Raw genomic sequence first — 18,136 nt, 5'->3', positions numbered from 1 at the left:
CCGACAGACACGCCTCAAGCCGCTGCCACCCGCACCGGTACACCATTCAACGCCGCATTACCCGATAACTCATCCACCTGCCGCTCATCCGTCAGGTCATTGGCACTCGCCCCGGGCTGGCCGCTGGCAATCGTCATCTGCACTCCAGGGCGGCCATGACCCCAACCATGAGGCAGGCTGACCACGCCGGGCATCATGTCCAGGCTGGCCACTACTTCCACCTCAATCATGCCGATCCGCGAACTGACGCGCACTCGCTGGCCATCATTCAACTGGCGTCGAGCCAAGTCGTCGGGGTGCATCAACAACTGATGCCGGGGCTTGCCCTTCACCAGGCGGTGATAGTTATGCATCCAGGAATTATTGCTACGCACGTGCCGGCGCCCGATCAACAACAACTCATCGGCCTCAGGCAGCGGTTGCGCGGCGAATCGCACCAGGTCCGCCAGAATCACCTCAGGCGCAGCCTGCAGGCGGCCATTGGCGGTTTTCAAGCGCCCAGCCAGATTGGCTTGCAGCGGTCCCAGGTCCAGGCCGTGGGGATGATCAGCCAGCGCGGCCACTGAAAGCTTGTGACTGGACGCATCGCCATACGCTCCGGCCCGAATGCCGAAGTCGATCATCTGCGCCGGCGGCATGGTCGGCTTGAGCGCGTTGCCGGTCTTCGCCGCAAATGCCTGGGCCAACCCGACAAAGATCTCCCAGTCATGCAGTGCACCTTCGGGCTTGGGCAGGATGGCGCGATTGAACCGCGTGACATTGCGCACCGCGAACATGTTGAAGGTGGTGTCGTAGTGATCATTTTCCAAAGCCGAGGTGGACGGCAGGATCAGGTCTGCATAACGCGTGGTTTCATTGATATACAGATCGACGCTGACCATGAACTCCAGACCGTCCAGCGCTTGCTCCAACTGCCGGCCATTGGGCGTGGACAGCACTGGATTGCCCGCCACCGTCACCAGGGCACGGATTTGCCCTTCGCCTTCGGTGAGCATTTCTTCGGCCAGCGCCGACACCGGCAACTCGCCGCTGTATTCAGGGCGCCCGGAAACCCGACTCTGCCAACGGTTGAAATGACCGCCGGAAGTGGCCGCCACCAGATCGACCGCAGGTGTGGTGCATAAGGCACCACCCACTCGATCCAGGTTGCCGGTGACCAGGTTGATCAACTGCACCAGCCAGTGGCACAAGGTACCGAAAGCCTGGGTCGAAACCCCCATCCGCCCATAACAGACCGCCTTGTCGGCCGCAGCAAAATCCCGCGCCAATTGGCGGATCTGTTCGGGAGGCACCGCGCATTGACGGCTCATGGCCTCGGCGGTAAACCCCGCAACGGCGCGGCGCACCTCATCCAGGCCATCTACCGGCAGGTGGCTGCCACGGGTCAGGTTCTCGGTAAACAGGGTATTAAGCAGCCCGAACAACAGCGCCGCATCACCTCCTGGCCGCACGAACAGATGCTGATCGGCGATCGCGGCTGTTTCACTGCGCCGGGGATCGACCACCACCACTTTACCGCCGCGGGCCTGGATGGCCTTCAGGCGCTTCTCCACATCCGGCACGGTCATGATGCTGCCGTTGGACGCCAGCGGGTTACCGCCCAGGATCAGCATGAAATCGGTATGGTCGATGTCCGGAATCGGCAGCAGCAAGCCGTGGCCGTACATCAGGTAACTGGCGAGGTGATGAGGCAGTTGGTCCACCGACGTGGCGGAAAAGCGATTGCGCGTCTTGAGCTGGCCAAGAAAGTAGTTGCTGTGGGTCATCAAGCCATAGTTGTGCACACTGGGATTGCCCTGGTACACCGCCACTGCGTTCTGCCCATGACGCGCCTGGATCCCCGCCAGCCGCTCCGCCACCAGGGCAAAGGCGTCATCCCAAGGGATGGGCTGCCACTCGCTGCCCACCCGCAACATGGGCTGGTGCAGGCGGTCCGGATCATTCTGGATATCCTGCAGCGCCACGGCCTTGGGGCAGATATGGCCGCGACTGAAACTGTCCAGCGGGTCGCCCTTGATCGAAGTAATCGCCAGGCTGCCGTCTTCGGCCTGGGTGGTTTCCAGCGTCAGGCCGCAGATGGCCTCGCACAGGTGGCAGGCACGGTGATGGAGAGTCTTGGTCATGGCCAGTCTCTTTCTTATGGGCAGCGTCGTCGGGGTGAGCGCTTTGCGCAAAACTATGGCCCGCCACCGCCCCAGGCGCCAGCAACGTTCGTCGTGTGAATCCGCCGCCATCAGGTGCGGCCATGGTGAAGCATTAGGAAATGTTTCAGAACCGGCAGACCCGCCCTGCGCAGCCTGCCCAAACCGACACAGCCTGACCTACGCCCGCCCTGACGCGTTGCAAAGTTAAGCAACGCCAGTGTACAAATGACCCGCTGCAGTCAGGAAACAGGCTTCAAAAGCGCTCTCCCCGCGTCCTTGAACACCCCTAAAAACCGTAGCCTATTGGTAAGACGCGACATTTAGTGTCAATATCGCGCCTTCCCCTATTTCGTCGCCCCGTGCGGCTTTCGCCGCAGGTCTCGCCCGTTTTCCCAATAAACAAGGCTTTGAGTATCTGCGGTCTGTTGCAAAAAGGTAGTTAATGATGAGCGCAAGGCACTTTCTCTCCCTGATGGATTGCACGCCCGAAGAGCTGGTCAGCGTGATCCGTCGAGGCATTGAGCTTAAAGACCTGCGTAACCGCGGCGTACTGTTCGAGCCTTTGAAAAACCGCGTGCTCGGGATGATTTTCGAGAAGTCGTCCACCCGCACCCGCCTGTCCTTCGAAGCCGGGATGATCCAGCTCGGCGGCCAGGCCATCTTCCTATCGCCTCGGGATACCCAACTGGGCCGTGGCGAGCCCATCAGCGATTGCGCCATCGTCATGTCGCGCATGCTCGATGCGGTGATGATCCGTACCTTCGCCCACAGCACCCTCACCGAGTTTGCCGCCAACTCCCGGGTACCGGTAATCAACGGCCTGTCCGATGACCTGCACCCCTGCCAGTTGCTGGCCGACATGCAGACGTTCCTCGAACACCGTGGCCCGATTCAGGGCAAAACCGTGGCCTGGATTGGCGACGGCAACAACATGTGCAACAGCTATATAGAAGCGGCGATCCAGTTCGACTTCCACCTGCGCATTGCCTGCCCCGAAGGTTACGAACCGAGTGCCGAATTCCTCGCCAAGGCCGCAGGCCGTGTACAAATCGTACGCGACCCACGGGATGCGGTGGTCGGTGCCCACCTGGTAAGCACTGACGTCTGGACCTCGATGGGCCAGGAAGACGAAACTGCCAAGCGTCTGGCGCTGTTCGCACCGTTCCAGGTGACTCGCGCGCTGCTCGACCTGGCCGCGCCGGATGTACTGTTCATGCATTGCCTGCCAGCTCACCGGGGTGAAGAAATCAGCCTCGACCTGCTGGACGATCAGCGCTCGGTGGCCTGGGACCAGGCGGAAAACCGTCTGCACGCCCAAAAAGCCTTGCTCGAATTTCTCGTCGAACCGGCGTACCACCACGCATGAGCCAGCCATTACTGCTGAATCTTCGCAATCTGGCATGCGGTTATCAGGATCAACGGGTGGTGCAGAACCTCAACCTGCACCTCAATGCTGGCGACATCGGGTGCCTGCTGGGCTCCTCGGGATGCGGCAAGACCACCACCCTGCGGGCGATTGCCGGGTTTGAGCCGGTGCATGAAGGGGAAATCAGCCTGGCGGGCGAAGTCATCTCCAGCGCCGGTTTTACCCTGGCGCCGGAGAAACGTCGTATCGGCATGGTGTTCCAGGACTACGCGCTGTTTCCACACCTCAGCGTGGCCGACAACATCGCCTTCGGCATCCGCAAACACCCGCAAAAAGACCGAGTGGTTGCCGAGCTGCTGGAACTGGTCAACCTCAAGAACCTGGGCAAGCGCTTCCCCCATGAGCTGTCCGGTGGCCAGCAACAGCGTGTAGCCCTGGCTCGCGCACTGGCGCCGGAACCACAGCTGCTATTACTGGACGAACCCTTCTCCAACCTCGACGGTGAACTGCGGCGCAAACTCAGCCATGAAGTGCGCGATATCCTCAAGGCTCGGGGCACCAGTGCGATCCTGGTGACCCATGACCAGGAAGAAGCCTTCGCGGTAAGCGACCATGTTGGCGTGTTCAAAGAAGGTCGCCTGGAACAGTGGGACACGCCCTACAACCTCTATCACGAGCCACTGACACCGTTTGTGGCCAGCTTTATCGGGCAGGGTTATTTCATTCGCGGGCAACTGACGACGCCGGAATCCGTTAGTACCGAGCTGGGTGAGTTGCGTGGCAATCGTGCCTATACCTGGCCGACTGGCGGCACGGTGGATGTATTGCTGCGCCCGGATGACATTGTCTATACCCCGGACAGCGCGTTGAAAGCACGGATCGTCGGCAAGACCTTTCTTGGTGCGTCGACCTTGTATCGCTTGCAACTGCCAACCGGCGCCCAGTTGGAGTCGATCTTCCCCAGCCATGCCGATCATCAGGTGGGTGCTGAGGTTGGCATTCGCGTGGCGGCTGAACATCTGGTGCTGTTCCAGGCCTCGGGCAGTACGGCGGCGCAGATTCCCCAGGTCGAATCAGGCGTTCGGCGCTACAGCAGCGCCAACTGAAGAAACCGAATCAAAATGTAGGAGCTGGCTTGCCTGCGATGACTGACTAACATTCAACATTCATGTTGCCTGTTACGCCGCTATCGCAGGCAAGCCTGCTCCCACACTTAATCTCCAGAGCTCTCGGGATCAACGCAAGCAATCAAGCCCGGCCAATTTCTGCAAACTTGCCTTGGGTATGCTCAGCCAGCACCGCAGCAGCCAACTCCACCTCAAGCCCCCTCCTCCCCGCGCTGACAAAAATTGTCGCAAATGGCTGCGCCGTCACATCAATGAATGTGCGCAAACGCTTCTTCTGCCCCAGGGGGCTGATTCCCCCCAGCAAATACCCAGTCGATCGTTGCGCGGCTGCCGGGGCGGCCATCTCGACTTTCTTCACCCCCGCCGCATGAGCCAAGGCCTTTAAATCCAGACTTCCGACGACCGGCACAACCGCCACCAACAGCTCACCTTTTTCACTGCTGGCCAGCAAGGTCTTGAACACCTGCGCCGGATCAAGCCCCAGTTTTTCCGCGGCCTCCAGGCCATAGGAGGCCGCCTTGGGGTCGTGTTCATAACTGTGGATACGATGTTCGGCGCGAACTTTTTTCAACAAGTCCAATGCAGGCGTCATGAAGGCTCCAAACTTGGCATCAAGGTGGAAAAACGGATCACCCATTCTAGGCCAAGCCCTCACAAAAGGCTCTAGTCCGACCCGCTCTGCGACGTATCCGGACAGGGAGTGACAGCCCTTTTATCAATCCTCTTCGCGATCATTCACCGCACCAATAGTTAGAAAATGACCGACAGTTCACTTTCGACCTTTGACAGCCGTGTTTCTTGTCTATATTTTTTCGTTTCCGAATACTATAGAAACAGCCCTTCGGTACTCCAGCAGCAAGCCGCGAACAGGATGGGGGTCCTCGACACGGTGAAAATCGCCTCTTGCCCGTTACGACAAGACGCCGGACAACAACAAAAACAGAGGTTTTCAATGACAACTGCTCTTCAACAGCCGCCACTCTCGAGCCAATGCATGGCCGAGTTCCTGGGGACTGCGCTGCTGATCTTTTTTGGTACCGGGTGTGTTGCTGCGCTCAAGGTCGCGGGTGCCAGCTTTGGTTTGTGGGAAATCAGCATCATCTGGGGGATCGGTGTCAGCATGGCGATCTACCTGAGCGCCGGCATTTCCGGGGCCCACCTCAATCCCGCCGTGAGTATCGCGCTGTGTATTTTTGCCGATTTCGACAAGCGTAAACTGCCGTTCTACATCCTTGCCCAAGTGGCGGGCGCCTTCTGCGCAGCCGCGTTGGTTTACACGCTTTATAGCAACCTGTTTTTCGATTACGAACAAACCCACCATATGATCCGCGGCTCCCAGGCCAGCCTGGAATTGGCATCGGTGTTCTCCACCTACCCACACCCGCTGCTGAGTACTGCCCAGGCATTCCTGGTGGAATTGGTCATCACCGCCATCCTGATGGGCGTGATCATGGCCCTGACCGACGATAACAATGGCTTGCCCCGTGGCCCGCTGGCCCCGCTATTGATCGGCTTGCTGATCGCGGTAATTGGTAGCGCCATGGGCCCTCTGACCGGGTTTGCGATGAACCCGGCCCGTGATTTCGGCCCCAAGCTGATGACCTTTTTCGCCGGTTGGGGTGAAATAGCCTTCACTGGCGGGCGCGATATTCCTTATTTCCTGATTCCGATTTTTGCACCGATTGTCGGTGCCTGCCTCGGCGCTGCGGCTTATCGCGGGCTGATTGCCCGTCACCTGCCCAGCGTCGCACCTGCTACAACTGATGCGACTGATGCGACTGACACAAGAACCGTCGCCACCGACAAAACCCGAACTTCCTGACAGTGCTAGCCTGGGTCCTCCTGCCCTTTGCGACCCAGGCTATTGACCCTCTCCCTTTTTCCGTCCAAGGCAATCGACATGACCGACACTCAGAATAAGAACTACATCATTGCCCTCGATCAGGGCACGACCAGTTCCCGAGCGATCATTTTTGATCGTGACGCCAACGTGGTCTGCACCGCCCAGCGTGAATTCGCCCAGCATTACCCGCAAGCCGGATGGGTCGAACATGATCCGATGGAAATTTTTGCTACCCAGAGTGCGGTGATGGTCGAGGCCCTGGCACAAGCCGGCCTGCACCATGACCAGGTTGCCGCCATCGGCATCACCAACCAGCGTGAAACTACGGTGGTCTGGGACAAGGTCACCGGTCGCCCGATCTACAATGCCATTGTCTGGCAGTGCCGCCGCAGCACCGAGATCTGCCAGCAGCTCAAGCGCGACGGCCACGAACAATACATCAGCGACACCACTGGCCTGGTAACCGACCCGTACTTCTCCGGTACCAAGCTCAAGTGGATCCTCGACAACGTCGAAGGCAGCCGCGAGCGTGCGCGCAACGGCGAACTGCTGTTCGGCACCGTCGACAGCTGGCTGATCTGGAAATTTACCGGCGGCAAGACCCACGTCACTGACTACACCAACGCCTCACGCACCATGCTCTTCAACATCCACACCCTGGAGTGGGACGCGAAGATGCTGGATATCCTGGATATCCCCCGCGAAATGCTCCCGGAAGTGAAGTCCTCCTCGGAAATCTACGGCCGCACCAAGAGCGGCATCGCCATCGGCGGTATCGCCGGTGACCAGCAAGCGGCGCTGTTCGGCCAAATGTGCGTAGAACCGGGTCAGGCAAAAAACACCTACGGTACCGGTTGCTTCCTGTTGATGAACACCGGCGACAAGGCTGTGAAATCCAAGCACGGCATGCTCACCACCATCGCTTGCGGCCCGCGCGGCGAAGTGGCTTACGCCCTGGAAGGTGCGGTATTCAACGGCGGTTCCACCGTGCAGTGGCTGCGCGACGAACTGAAGATCATCGCCGATGCCACCGACACCGAATACTTCGCCAGCAAGGTCAAGGACAGTAACGGCGTGTACCTGGTTCCGGCCTTCACCGGCCTGGGCGCTCCGTACTGGGACCCGTACGCCCGTGGCGCACTGTTTGGCCTGACCCGCGGCGTACGCGTGGATCACATCATTCGTGCAGCCCTGGAGTCTATTGCCTACCAGACCCGCGACGTACTCGATGCCATGCAGCAGGATTCCGGCGAACGTTTGAAATCCCTGCGGGTAGACGGCGGCGCAGTGGCCAACAACTTCCTGATGCAGTTCCAGGCCGACATCCTTGGCACTCAGGTTGAGCGTCCGCAAATGCGCGAAACCACTGCACTGGGTGCCGCCTACCTGGCAGGCCTGGCCTGTGGCTTCTGGGGCAGCCTGGAGGAATTGCGTGGCAAGGCCGTCATCGAGCGCGAATTTGAACCGCAACTGGACGAACCCGCAAAGGAAAAACTCTACGCTGGCTGGAAAAAAGCCGTCAGCCGCACCCGCGACTGGGAACCCCACGAAGGTGCTGAATAAGCCAGCGGCTGGACCCATATAGGGTTGTAACTGGCAGGGAGCAGATTCCTGCGTCATCATGGGCCACTTTTTTGTACGGCAGCCCAAAGGACGCCCCATGAATCTGCCTCCCCGCCAGCAGCAAATCCTCGAACTCGTCCGCGAACGCGGCTATGTGAGCATCGAGGAAATGGCGCAGCTGTTCGTTGTCACCCCGCAAACCATCCGCCGTGATATCAATCAACTCGCCCAAGATAATCTGTTGCGTCGCTACCACGGCGGCGCGGCTTATGACTCCAGCGTCGAGAACACCGAGTACGCCATGCGTGCCGACCAGATGCGCGACGAGAAACAGCGTATCGGCGAAGCGATTGCGGCGCAGATCCCCGATCACGCCTCCCTGTTCATCAATATCGGCACCACCACCGAATCCATCGCTCGGGCGCTGTTGAACCACAGCCACCTGAAAATCATCACCAACAACCTCAATGTCGCCACGATGCTCAGTGCCAAGGATGACTTTGATGTGCTGTTGACCGGCGGCAACGTACGCCGTGACGGTGGCGTGGTGGGCCAGGCCAGCGTGGACTTTATCAATCAGTTCAAGGTCGATTTCGCACTGGTGGGTATCAGCGGTATCGATGAAGATGGCAGCCTGCTGGATTTCGATTACCAGGAAGTGCGGGTGTCCCAGGCGATCATCGCCAATGCACGCAAGGTGATTCTGGCAGCAGACTCCAGCAAGTTCGGGCGCAATGCCATGATTCGTCTGGGACCAATCAGTTTGATTGATTGTTTAGTCACCGATCAGCAGCCGGTTCCGGCGCTGGTGCAGTTGCTCAATCAGAACAAGATTCGCCTGGAAGTGGTTTAACCCTCCGTCACCTTCATCGCCTGTTCCTCTGCTATCGCAGGCAAGCCCGCTCCCACAGTTGATCGCATTTCAACTGTGGGAGCGGGCTTGCCCGCGATGAAGGCTTAGCTGACAAAACATTTCTTGAGTCGGTCACCCGACTTACGTTCACACATTTCCCTTTCCCCGCCCTTCGATCAGTATTTTCAATCGAAGCGGACTGGCTGTGCCTGCGTTTATAAGCTACCATTTTCGCAAATGAACATTAATGTTCGAATTCCAATACGAAAAGATTGCGAGGCCAGCCGATGAACCCTTCTACCTTGCCTGCTCAACCGCTTGCCGAAGTCTATGATGTCGCCGTTATTGGTGGCGGGATCAATGGCGTCGGCATTGCAGCAGACGCAGCCGGTCGCGGTTTGTCGGTATTCCTTTGCGAAAAGGACGACTTGGCCAGCCACACCTCCTCGGCCAGCAGCAAGCTGATCCACGGCGGCCTGCGTTACCTGGAACATTACGAGTTCCGCCTGGTGCGCGAAGCCCTGGCTGAACGGGAAGTGCTGCTGGCCAAGGCCCCGCACATCGTCAAACAAATGCGCTTTGTCCTGCCCCACCGCCCGCACCTGCGTCCGGCGTGGATGATTCGTGCCGGCCTGTTCCTGTACGACCACTTGGGCAAGCGGGAAAAACTCGAAGGTTCTAAAAGCCTCAAGTTCGGCCCGGACAGCCCGCTGAAAAGCGAAATCACCAAAGGTTTCGAGTATTCCGATTGCTGGGTCGACGACGCCCGCCTGGTGGTACTCAACGCCATGGCCGCACGGGAAAAGGGTGCCCATGTCCACACCCAGACCCGCTGCGTCAGCGCTCACCGCAGCAAAGGTCTGTGGGAAATGAACATGGAACGGGCCGACGGCAGCCTGTTCTCGATCCGCGCCAGGGCATTGGTAAACGCCGCCGGTCCTTGGGTTGCCAAGTTCATCAAGGACGACCTGAAGCTGGATTCGCCCTATGGCATCCGTTTGATTCAGGGCAGCCATCTGATCGTGCCAAAACTGTACGAAGGCGCCCACGCGCATATCCTGCAGAACGAAGACCAGCGCATCGTCTTCACCATTCCGTACCTGAACCACTTCACCATCATCGGCACCACCGATCGTGAGTACACCGGCGACCCGGCAAAAGTGGCGATTACCGAAGGTGAAACCGACTACATGCTGAAGGTGGTCAACGCCCACTTCAAGAAACAGCTGAGCCGCGACGATATCGTCCGCACCTATTCCGGCGTGCGTCCACTGTGCAATGACGAGTCGGACAACCCATCGGCCATCACCCGCGACTACACCTTGTCGCTGTCCGGCAACACTGGCGAAGCACCTCTGCTGTCGGTATTCGGTGGCAAGCTGACCACCTACCGCAAACTGGCAGAGTCGGCGATGGGCCATCTGGCACCGTACTTCACACAGATGAGGCCAAGCTGGACCGCCAAGGCCCCCTTGCCCGGCGGCGAAGACATGACCACCCCAGAAGCCCTGGCCGTGGCCATTCGCAACAAGTTCGACTGGATCCCGAGCGAAATCGCCCGTCGCTGGTCCACCACCTATGGCAGCCGCACCTGGCGCCTGCTGGAAGGTGTGCAGTCGCTGGCAGACTTGGGCGATCACCTCGGTGGCGGCCTCTACACCCGGGAAGTCGACTACCTGTGTGCCGAAGAGTGGGCCATGCACCCTGAGGACATCCTGTGGCGTCGCAGCAAGCTGGGCCTGTTCACCACCCCGGAAGAACAGGAAAACGTGCAGCACTACCTGGCCAAGGTCGAACAGAACCGCAGCAAGATTGAAGCGGCCTGATCCACCTGCCATGACAAAGCCCCTGCGCCGAAAGGTTCAGGGGCTTTTTTATGGCCATTCAAATAGTCGGTTTTCCGAACGCCATGCCATCCTTGATTCGGTTTACCGGATCAACCGCTTGAAAAGCGTCGGTCATATAAAGTTAATATTGTTATAAATCATATACTTAATAACTTATTTCAAGCCTGGCACGACTCATGCTCTACACTCGTAGGCGATTGCCTGAGGTGCCTCAGGAGCCGCCATAGGCATTCGCTGTACAAAAAGGGCCGTCTTAACCGGCTTCATAAAAAAAACAAATGTCGAGGAAGTATTGATGCGCATCGTTCCCCATATTTTGGGCGCAGCTATCGCTGCTGCTCTGATCAGCACTCCAGTTTTCGCCGCCGAACTCACCGGCACACTGAAGAAAATCAACGACTCCGGCACCATCACCCTCGGGCACCGCGACAGCTCCATCCCGTTTTCCTACATCGCGGACGGTTCGGGCAAACCTGTGGGCTACTCCCACGACATTCAGTTGGCTATCGTTGAAGCCCTGAAAAAAGACCTGAACAAACCCGACCTGAAAGCCAAGTACAATCTGGTCACTTCACAGACTCGTATCCCGCTGGTGCAGAACGGCACCGTGGACATCGAGTGCGGCTCCACCACCAACAACACCGAACGCGCCCAGCAAGTTGACTTCACAATCAACATGTTCGAAATCGGCACCCGCCTGCTGGTCAAGAAAGACAAAGACGGCAAGCCGTCCTACAGCGATTTCGCTGATCTGAAAGGCAAGAACGTCGTGACCACCGCCGGCACCACGTCCGAGCGCATCATCAAAGCGATGAACGCCGACAAGCAGATGGGCATGAACGTCATCTCTGCCAAAGACCACGGCGAATCCTTCCAAATGCTCGAAAGCGGCCGCGCCGTAGCGTTCATGATGGACGACGCCCTGCTGGCCGGTGAAGAAGCCAAGGCCAAGAAGCCGGATGACTGGGTCATCACCGGTACTCCGCAGTCCTTTGAAGCCTACGCTTGCATGGTTCGCAAAGACGACCCGGCCTTCAAGAAAGCCGTGGATGACGCCATCGTCGGCCTGTACAAATCCGGCGAAATCAACAAGATCTACAGCAAGTGGTTCGAAAGCCCGATTCCACCAAAAGGCCTGAACCTGAACTTCCCAATGAGCGACAAGGTCAAGGAACTGATTCAGAACCCGACCGACAAGCCTGCTCCGGAAGTAAAAATCTGATTCCTGACTAACCTTATCTCCTGAGGGAGCCAACCCTCCCTCAGGCGTCTGTTACTACCTGCTGGCAATAATTTTTGGAACACTCGACCCGGTGGTTTTCGAGCCGATCGTGTGTGCCTGACGATCAACGTCAGGCGGGAATGGATTTTCCCCAAGCGGGTGCTTGTACATCGATCGATCTCGAGGGGAGACCCTAATGAATTACAACTGGGACTGGGGCGTGTTCTTCAAGTCCACCGGCGTTGGCAGCGAGACTTATCTCGACTGGTACATCGCTGGCCTGGGCTGGACCATCGCTATTGCCGTCGTGGCATGGATCATCGCCTTGCTGCTGGGCTCCGTACTCGGCGTCATGCGCACCGTGCCAAACCGCATCGTATCGGGCATCGCGACCTGCTACGTGGAACTGTTTCGTAACGTACCGCTGCTGGTTCAGCTGTTCATCTGGTATTTCCTGATACCCGACCTGCTGCCGCAGAACCTGCAAGACTGGTACAAACAAGACCTCAATCCGACCACCTCGGCCTACCTGAGCGTCGTCGTATGCCTGGGCCTGTTCACTGCCGCCCGTGTGTGCGAGCAAGTGCGCACCGGCATTCAGGCGCTGCCACGCGGCCAGGAATCCGCCGCGCGCGCCATGGGCTTCAAGCTGCCGCAGATCTACTGGAACGTGCTGCTGCCCCAGGCTTACCGGATCATCATTCCGCCGCTTACCTCGGAGTTCCTCAACGTCTTCAAGAACTCCTCGGTGGCGTCCCTGATCGGCTTGATGGAACTGCTGGCGCAAACCAAACAGACCGCCGAGTTTTCGGCCAACCTGTTCGAGGCCTTCACCCTGGCCACGCTGATTTACTTCACCTTGAACATGAGCCTGATGCTGCTGATGCGTGTGGTCGAGAAGAAAGTCGCAGTGCCCGGCCTGATCTCCGTGGGGGGTAAATAATGGAATTCGATTTCAGCGGCATCATCCCCGCCATTCCCGGCTTGTGGAACGGCATGGTCATGACCTTGAAGCTGATGGTCATGGGTGTGGTCGGCGGGATCATCATCGGGACGATCCTCGCGCTGATGCGCCTGTCCTCCAACAAACTGCTGTCCCGCCTGGCCGGCGCCTATGTGAACTATTTCCGTTCGATCCCGCTGCTGCTGGTGATCACCTGGTTCTACCTGGCGGTACCGTTCGTGCTGCGCTGGATTACAGGCGAAGATACGCCGATCGGTGCGTTCACCTCCTGCGTCGTGGCGTTCATGATGTTCGAGGCGGCGTACTTCTGCGAAATCGTGCGGGCCGGTGTGCAGTCGATCCCCAAAGGCCAAATGGCCGCAGCGCAGGCCATGGGCATGAGCTACGGCCAGACCATGCGCTTGATCATCCTGCCCCAGGCGTTCCGCAAGATGACGCCGTTGCTGCTGCAACAGTCGATCATCCTGTTCCAGGACACCTCGCTGGTCTACACCGTGGGCCTGGTGGACTTCCTCAACTCCGCCCGCTCCAATGGCGACATCATTGGCCGCTCCAATGAGTTCCTGATCTTCGCCGGTGTCGTCTACTTCATCATCAGCTTTTCCGCCTCGCTGCTGGTCAAGCGTCTGCAAAAAAGGTTTGCCGTATGATCTCTATCAAGAACATCAACAAGTGGTATGGCGACTTCCAGGTGCTGACCGATTGCAGCACCGAGGTTAAAAAAGGCGAAGTGATCGTGGTGTGCGGACCGTCCGGCTCCGGCAAATCCACCTTGATCAAATGCGTCAACGCCCTGGAGCCGTTCCAGAAAGGTGATGTGGTAGTCGATGGCACGTCCATCGCCGACCCGAAGACCAATCTCCCAAAACTGCGCTCGCGCGTCGGCATGGTGTTCCAGCACTTTGAGCTGTTTCCGCACCTGACCATCACCGAAAACCTGACCATCGCGCAGATCAAGGTGTTGGGACGCAGCAAGGAAGAAGCCACCAAGAAAGGCCTGCAACTGCTGGAGCGTGTAGGTCTGTCGGCTCACGCTCACAAGCACCCGGGCCAGCTTTCCGGCGGCCAGCAACAGCGTGTGGCGATTGCCCGTGCGCTGGCCATGGACCCGATCGTCATGCTGTTCGACGAACCGACCTCGGCGCTGGACCCGGAAATGGTCAACGAAGTACTGGATGTGATGGTGCAACTGGCCCAGGAAGGCATGACCATGATGTGCGTAACCCACGAAATGGGTTTCGCCCGCAAGGTCGCGGACCGGGTGATCTTCATGGACGCCGGCAAGATCATCGAAGACTGCCCGAAAGAGGAGTTCTTCGGCGACATCAGTGCCCGTTCCGAGCGTGCGCAGCACTTCCTTGAGAAAATCCTGCAGCACTAAAAGCACACCGCTCTCACTGTCGAAACCGGACAAATGTGGGAGCGGGCTTGCCCGCGATAGCGATTTGCCAGTCAATCTACTGACACCTGACATACCGCCATCGCGGGCAAGCCCGCTCCCACTTTTGATCTTCACTGTTTCGCAGACCGTGTTCGGCTTGGTTGAGCTCTGGTTGACCCAAGGCATCTGTGATGAAATGCGACCCCACTCTCTATCGCGCCGCACCGCCATCACTTGCCGTGAAGCCTCGTCTGATTCGCCAATTGTTCCTGCCGCCGTTGATCATCCTGCTGATGATCGGCCTGGGTTATATCGGCTTCTGGATCAGCGAATACTACGGAATCCGCACCCTGGGCGAGAACGGCGAGCGTCAGTTGGAGCTGCACGCCCGCACCGTCGAGAGTGAGATCAGCAAATACACCTACCTGCCCAGCCTCCTGGAGCTGGAGTCCAGCGTCTCCAAGTTGCTGGCTGAGCCCTCTGCCGAACACCGCAAGACCGTCAACGATTACCTCGAGGGCCTGAACCGGCGTAGCCGCAGTCGAGCCATTTATGTGATGGACACCACCGGCCGTGTGTTGGCCACCAGTAACTGGCGCGATGCTGACAGTTACCTGGGAGAAGACCTGTCCTTTCGCGCCTATTTCCAGAATGCGGTGCGCGGCCAACCCGGTCGGTTCTACGGCATCGGCAGCACCAACGGCGAGCCGGGTTACTACCTGGCCCATGGCCTGGAAGAACACGGCAAGATCATCGGCGTCGCGGTGGTAAAAGTGCGCCTGGAAGCACTGGAAGAACGCTGGCAACGGGCACGCCTGGAAGCCTTCGTCAGTGACGAGAACGGCATCATCATTCTGTCCAGCGACCCAGCGCGCCGCCTCAAGGCCGTGCGTCCCTTGAGTGATGACACCAAGGAGCGTCTGGCCCGCAGCCTGCAATATTACTGGGCAACCCTCAACGAGCTGGAACCCCTGGCCCGCGAGCGTCTTAATGAAGGCACGGAAAAATTGACCTTCCCGGCCAACAGCGAAGTGGTGGCCGACGACAACGAAGTCAGCTACCTGGCCCAGACCCGCCCCCTGAGTGACACACCGTGGAACTTCACTCTGCTGACGCCCCTGCATGACCTGCGCCAGGCAGCGGTCAACCAGGGCATTCTGGTGGCCGTGGCCTTTGCCTTGGTGGCCTTTCTGTTGATCGCCTGGAACGAGCGGCGCAAGGTTATCGCCACCCGCCTCGCTGCACGGGAAGCCTTGCAGGAAGCCAATAATCAGTTGGAGCGCCGCATCGCCGAACGCACCACCGACCTGCGGGCCAGCAATGAGCGACTCAAGAGCCAGATCCGCGAACGACGCCTGGCCGAAGAAACCTTGCGCCGGGCCCAGGATGAACTGGTCCAGGCCGGCAAGCTGGCCGCCATCGGCCAGATGTCCACCAGCATCGCCCATGAATTGAACCAGCCTTTGGCCGCCCTGCGTACGCTGTCAGGCAACACCGTGCGCTTCCTCGAACGCGGCGCCCTGGACACCGCCAGCGCCAACCTCAAGACCATCAACGAACTGATCGACCGCATGGGCCGCATCACCGCCAGCCTGCGCTCCTTTGCAAGGCGCGGCGACGACCAGGGCGAAGCGAGCCTGGTCAAGGCGGTAGACGCGACCTTTCAGGTCCTGGGCAGCCGCCTGGACAGCTTGCCGCTGACCCTGCACCGCAACTTCACGCCCGCGCAATTGCAAATCGACCAGACCCGGCTGGAGCAAATCCTGGTCAACCTGATCGGCAACGCCCTGGACGCCATGCAGGCGCAACCGGCTCCCGAACTGTGGCTGGAGGGTGACACCGTCGACGGCAAATACCGCCTGCGGGTACGCGACAACGGGCATGGTATTGACGCGCAAACCCGCAAGCATTTGTTCGAACCCTTTTTCACCACCAAACCCGGCGAACAGGGACTGGGCCTTGGCCTGACCCTGTCGGCAAGCCTGGCGGCGGCCACCGGCGGCACGCTTGCCGTCGAGCACCCGCTCAACGGTGGTACAGCCTTTGTCCTGAGCCTGCCCCTGGCAGGCCCTCAACCCGGCGAGTCGACATGAATACCGAACACAACACCGACCTGACCGTCCTGATCGTCGAAGATGACCCCCATGTACTGCTCGGCTGCCAGCAAGCCCTGGCCCTGGAAGACATTCCCAGCATTGGCGTCAACAGTGCCGAGGAAGCCCTGACTCGGGTCGGTGAAAACTTTGCCGGTATTGTCATCAGCGATATTCGCCTGCCGGGCATCGACGGGCTGGAACTGCTGACCCGTCTCAAGGCGTTGGACAAGAGCCTGCCGGTGGTACTGATCACCGGCCACGGCGACATCTCCATGGCCGTCGGTGCCATGCGCAACGGCGCTTATGACTTCATGGAGAAACCCTTCTCCCCCGAGCGCCTGGTGGACGTCGCTCGCCGTGCCCTGGAACAGCGCGGTCTGGCTCGGGAAGTCTGGTCGTTGCGTCGGCAACTGGCCGAGCGCGACTCCCTGGAAGGACGGATCATCGGCCGCTCACCCGCCATGCAAAACCTGCGGGAGTTGATCGCCAACGTCGCCGACACCTCAGCCAACGTGCTGATCGAAGGCGAAACCGGTACCGGCAAGGAGTTGGTTGCCCGTTGCCTGCACGATTTCAGTCGCCGCCACGCTCATCAGTTCGTGGCCCTGAACTGCGGCGGCCTGCCGGAGAACCTGTTCGAAAGCGAAATTTTCGGCCACGAAGCCAACGCCTTCACCGGCGCCGGCAAACGGCGGATCGGCAAGATCGAGCACGCCCACCAAGGCACGCTGTTTCTCGATGAAGTGGAAAGCATGCCGATGAACCTGCAGATCAAGCTATTGCGGGTGTTGCAGGAACGCACACTGGAACGCCTGGGTTCAAACCAGAGCGTGGCGGTAGATTGCCGGGTCATTGCCGCCACCAAGTCCGACCTTGATGACCTGAGCCGCGCCAACCAGTTTCGCAGCGACCTGTATTACCGCCTCAACGTGGTGACCCTGGAACTGCCGCCCCTGCGCGAGCGCCGGGAAGACATCCTGCAGTTGTTCGAACACTTTCTACAGCAGTCGTCACTGCGTTTTGACCGCACTGCACCGGACCTGGACAACCAGACCCTGTCCAACCTGATGAGCCACGACTGGCCGGGCAACGTACGCGAACTGCGCAACGTTGCCGAACGCTTTGCCCTGGGATTGCCAGCCTTCAAGAAAAGCGGCGCCAGCAGCGGCAACAACGGCTTGGCCTTCACTGAAGCGGTGGAAGCCTTCGAACGCAACCTGCTCAACGACGCCTTGCAGCGCAGCGGTGGCAACCTGACCCAGGCCAGTCAGGAACTGGGCATGGCCAAGACCACGCTGTTCGACAAGGTCAAGAAGTACGGCTTGAGCCACTAGGAGCGTCGTGTGGATTTATTGCTGAAGGCCGCGCTGGGTGCGGGGGTGGTACTGATCCTCGCGGCGCTGGCCAAGACCAGGAACTATTACATCGCAGGTCTGGTACCACTGTTTCCGACCTTTGCATTGATCGCGCATTACATCGTCGGCAAAGGTCGCTCGGTAGAGGATCTGAAGACGACTATCGTGTTCGGGATGTGGTCGATCATTCCGTATTTTGTGTACCTGGCAACGCTGTACGTGATGGTGGACCGGATGCGGCTGGAGGCGTCACTGGCCGTGGCGGCGGTGGCGTGGTTGATGGCGGCTACGGTGCTGGTCAGCGTGTGGGTGCGCATTCACGCCTGACACTTGCTCGCGAATGCGCTTGTACCTCGGCAGCGGCTACAAGCGCTA

15 protein-coding genes are annotated in these 18,136 nt (G+C 59.2%); 13 read left to right on the top strand and 2 right to left on the bottom strand.

What is annotated here, in order from left to right; translation table 11 throughout:
* Positions 1–14: 14 nt before the first annotated feature.
* On the bottom strand, positions 15–2,123 hold the full coding sequence (locus GNF76_RS00610; RefSeq protein WP_155581254.1) for a molybdopterin oxidoreductase family protein: 2,109 nt from the start codon (positions 2,121–2,123) through the stop codon (positions 15–17).
* Positions 2,124–2,589: 466 nt separating this feature from the next.
* Between GNF76_RS00610 and argF the strand changes: the two genes are divergently transcribed.
* Positions 2,590–3,510, top strand: coding sequence for an ornithine carbamoyltransferase (argF, locus tag GNF76_RS00605; RefSeq protein ID WP_155581253.1), 921 nt, complete (start codon positions 2,590–2,592; stop codon positions 3,508–3,510).
* Positions 3,507–4,616, top strand: coding sequence for an ABC transporter ATP-binding protein (locus GNF76_RS00600; protein ID WP_155581252.1), 1,110 nt, complete (start codon positions 3,507–3,509; stop codon positions 4,614–4,616). The genes argF and GNF76_RS00600 overlap by 4 nt, the downstream gene beginning before the upstream one ends.
* A gap of 142 nt (positions 4,617–4,758) precedes the next feature.
* Here GNF76_RS00600 and ybaK read toward each other — a convergent pair whose 3' ends face one another.
* Positions 4,759–5,229 (bottom strand): Cys-tRNA(Pro) deacylase, encoded by a 471-nt coding sequence (gene ybaK, locus GNF76_RS00595; protein WP_155581523.1) that lies wholly within the window; start codon positions 5,227–5,229, stop codon positions 4,759–4,761.
* A gap of 360 nt (positions 5,230–5,589) precedes the next feature.
* On the opposite strand from ybaK, the gene GNF76_RS00590 reads away from it, so the two are divergent.
* The 11 genes from GNF76_RS00590 (at position 5,590) to GNF76_RS00540 (ending at position 18,088) form a co-directional block, all read left to right on the top strand.
* On the top strand, positions 5,590–6,459 hold the full coding sequence (locus GNF76_RS00590; protein WP_155581251.1) for an MIP/aquaporin family protein: 870 nt from the start codon (positions 5,590–5,592) through the stop codon (positions 6,457–6,459).
* Positions 6,460–6,537: 78 nt separating this feature from the next.
* On the top strand, positions 6,538–8,043 hold the full coding sequence (gene glpK / locus GNF76_RS00585) for a glycerol kinase GlpK (RefSeq protein WP_155581250.1): 1,506 nt from the start codon (positions 6,538–6,540) through the stop codon (positions 8,041–8,043).
* Positions 8,044–8,140: 97 nt separating this feature from the next.
* The gene (locus GNF76_RS00580) at positions 8,141–8,896 is read left to right on the top strand and encodes a DeoR/GlpR family transcriptional regulator (protein WP_155581249.1); all 756 of its coding nucleotides are present in this window, start codon (positions 8,141–8,143) and stop codon (positions 8,894–8,896) included.
* Between the two features lie 287 nt (positions 8,897–9,183).
* Positions 9,184–10,722: a glycerol-3-phosphate dehydrogenase gene (gene glpD / locus GNF76_RS00575; protein WP_155581248.1), complete on the top strand. Its 1,539-nt coding sequence runs from the start codon at positions 9,184–9,186 to the stop codon at positions 10,720–10,722.
* A 316-nt stretch (positions 10,723–11,038) separates the two neighbouring features.
* Complete coding sequence (locus GNF76_RS00570; RefSeq protein ID WP_155581247.1) at positions 11,039–11,965, top strand: glutamate/aspartate ABC transporter substrate-binding protein; 927 nt, start codon at positions 11,039–11,041, stop codon at positions 11,963–11,965.
* A gap of 196 nt (positions 11,966–12,161) precedes the next feature.
* Positions 12,162–12,908 carry an amino acid ABC transporter permease gene (locus GNF76_RS00565; RefSeq protein ID WP_155581246.1) on the top strand — a complete coding sequence of 249 codons (747 nt, stop codon included), beginning with the start codon at positions 12,162–12,164 and terminating at the stop codon, positions 12,906–12,908.
* Entirely contained in the window at positions 12,908–13,579 is a 672-nt protein-coding gene (locus GNF76_RS00560; RefSeq protein WP_155581245.1) for an amino acid ABC transporter permease, read from the top strand. The genes GNF76_RS00565 and GNF76_RS00560 overlap by 1 nt, the downstream gene beginning before the upstream one ends.
* Positions 13,576–14,310 carry an amino acid ABC transporter ATP-binding protein gene (locus GNF76_RS00555; protein WP_003208734.1) on the top strand — a complete coding sequence of 245 codons (735 nt, stop codon included), beginning with the start codon at positions 13,576–13,578 and terminating at the stop codon, positions 14,308–14,310. The genes GNF76_RS00560 and GNF76_RS00555 overlap by 4 nt, the downstream gene beginning before the upstream one ends.
* Before the next feature lie 191 nt (positions 14,311–14,501).
* On the top strand, positions 14,502–16,403 hold the full coding sequence (gene aauS / locus GNF76_RS00550) for a two-component sensor histidine kinase AauS (protein ID WP_155581244.1): 1,902 nt from the start codon (positions 14,502–14,504) through the stop codon (positions 16,401–16,403).
* Positions 16,400–17,740 carry a two-component response regulator AauR gene (gene aauR / locus GNF76_RS00545; RefSeq protein WP_155581243.1) on the top strand — a complete coding sequence of 447 codons (1,341 nt, stop codon included), beginning with the start codon at positions 16,400–16,402 and terminating at the stop codon, positions 17,738–17,740. The genes aauS and aauR overlap by 4 nt, the downstream gene beginning before the upstream one ends.
* Before the next feature lie 18 nt (positions 17,741–17,758).
* Positions 17,759–18,088: a GlpM family protein gene (locus GNF76_RS00540; RefSeq protein ID WP_155581522.1), complete on the top strand. Its 330-nt coding sequence runs from the start codon at positions 17,759–17,761 to the stop codon at positions 18,086–18,088.
* Positions 18,089–18,136 lie beyond the last annotated feature (48 nt).

The sequence above is a fragment of the Pseudomonas spelaei genome, assembly GCF_009724245.1.
In the GTDB taxonomy this organism is placed as follows: domain Bacteria; phylum Pseudomonadota; class Gammaproteobacteria; order Pseudomonadales; family Pseudomonadaceae; genus Aquipseudomonas; species Aquipseudomonas spelaei.
The sequence above is the reverse complement of the archived record's forward strand: the minus strand, read 5'-3'. Positions and strand labels throughout refer to the sequence as shown.

Coding starts and splice junctions, on each gene's coding strand:
- GNF76_RS00610 (WP_155581254.1), bottom strand. CDS start 2,123: ATGACCAAGACTCTCCATCACCGTGCCTGCCACCTGTGCGAGGCCATC.
- argF (WP_155581253.1), top strand. CDS start 2,590: ATGAGCGCAAGGCACTTTCTCTCCCTGATGGATTGCACGCCCGAAGAG.
- GNF76_RS00600 (WP_155581252.1), top strand. CDS start 3,507: ATGAGCCAGCCATTACTGCTGAATCTTCGCAATCTGGCATGCGGTTAT.
- ybaK (WP_155581523.1), bottom strand. CDS start 5,229: ATGACGCCTGCATTGGACTTGTTGAAAAAAGTTCGCGCCGAACATCGT.
- GNF76_RS00590 (WP_155581251.1), top strand. CDS start 5,590: ATGACAACTGCTCTTCAACAGCCGCCACTCTCGAGCCAATGCATGGCC.
- glpK (WP_155581250.1), top strand. CDS start 6,538: ATGACCGACACTCAGAATAAGAACTACATCATTGCCCTCGATCAGGGC.
- GNF76_RS00580 (WP_155581249.1), top strand. CDS start 8,141: ATGAATCTGCCTCCCCGCCAGCAGCAAATCCTCGAACTCGTCCGCGAA.
- glpD (WP_155581248.1), top strand. CDS start 9,184: ATGAACCCTTCTACCTTGCCTGCTCAACCGCTTGCCGAAGTCTATGAT.
- GNF76_RS00570 (WP_155581247.1), top strand. CDS start 11,039: ATGCGCATCGTTCCCCATATTTTGGGCGCAGCTATCGCTGCTGCTCTG.
- GNF76_RS00565 (WP_155581246.1), top strand. CDS start 12,162: ATGAATTACAACTGGGACTGGGGCGTGTTCTTCAAGTCCACCGGCGTT.
- GNF76_RS00560 (WP_155581245.1), top strand. CDS start 12,908: ATGGAATTCGATTTCAGCGGCATCATCCCCGCCATTCCCGGCTTGTGG.
- GNF76_RS00555 (WP_003208734.1), top strand. CDS start 13,576: ATGATCTCTATCAAGAACATCAACAAGTGGTATGGCGACTTCCAGGTG.
- aauS (WP_155581244.1), top strand. CDS start 14,502: ATGAAATGCGACCCCACTCTCTATCGCGCCGCACCGCCATCACTTGCC.
- aauR (WP_155581243.1), top strand. CDS start 16,400: ATGAATACCGAACACAACACCGACCTGACCGTCCTGATCGTCGAAGAT.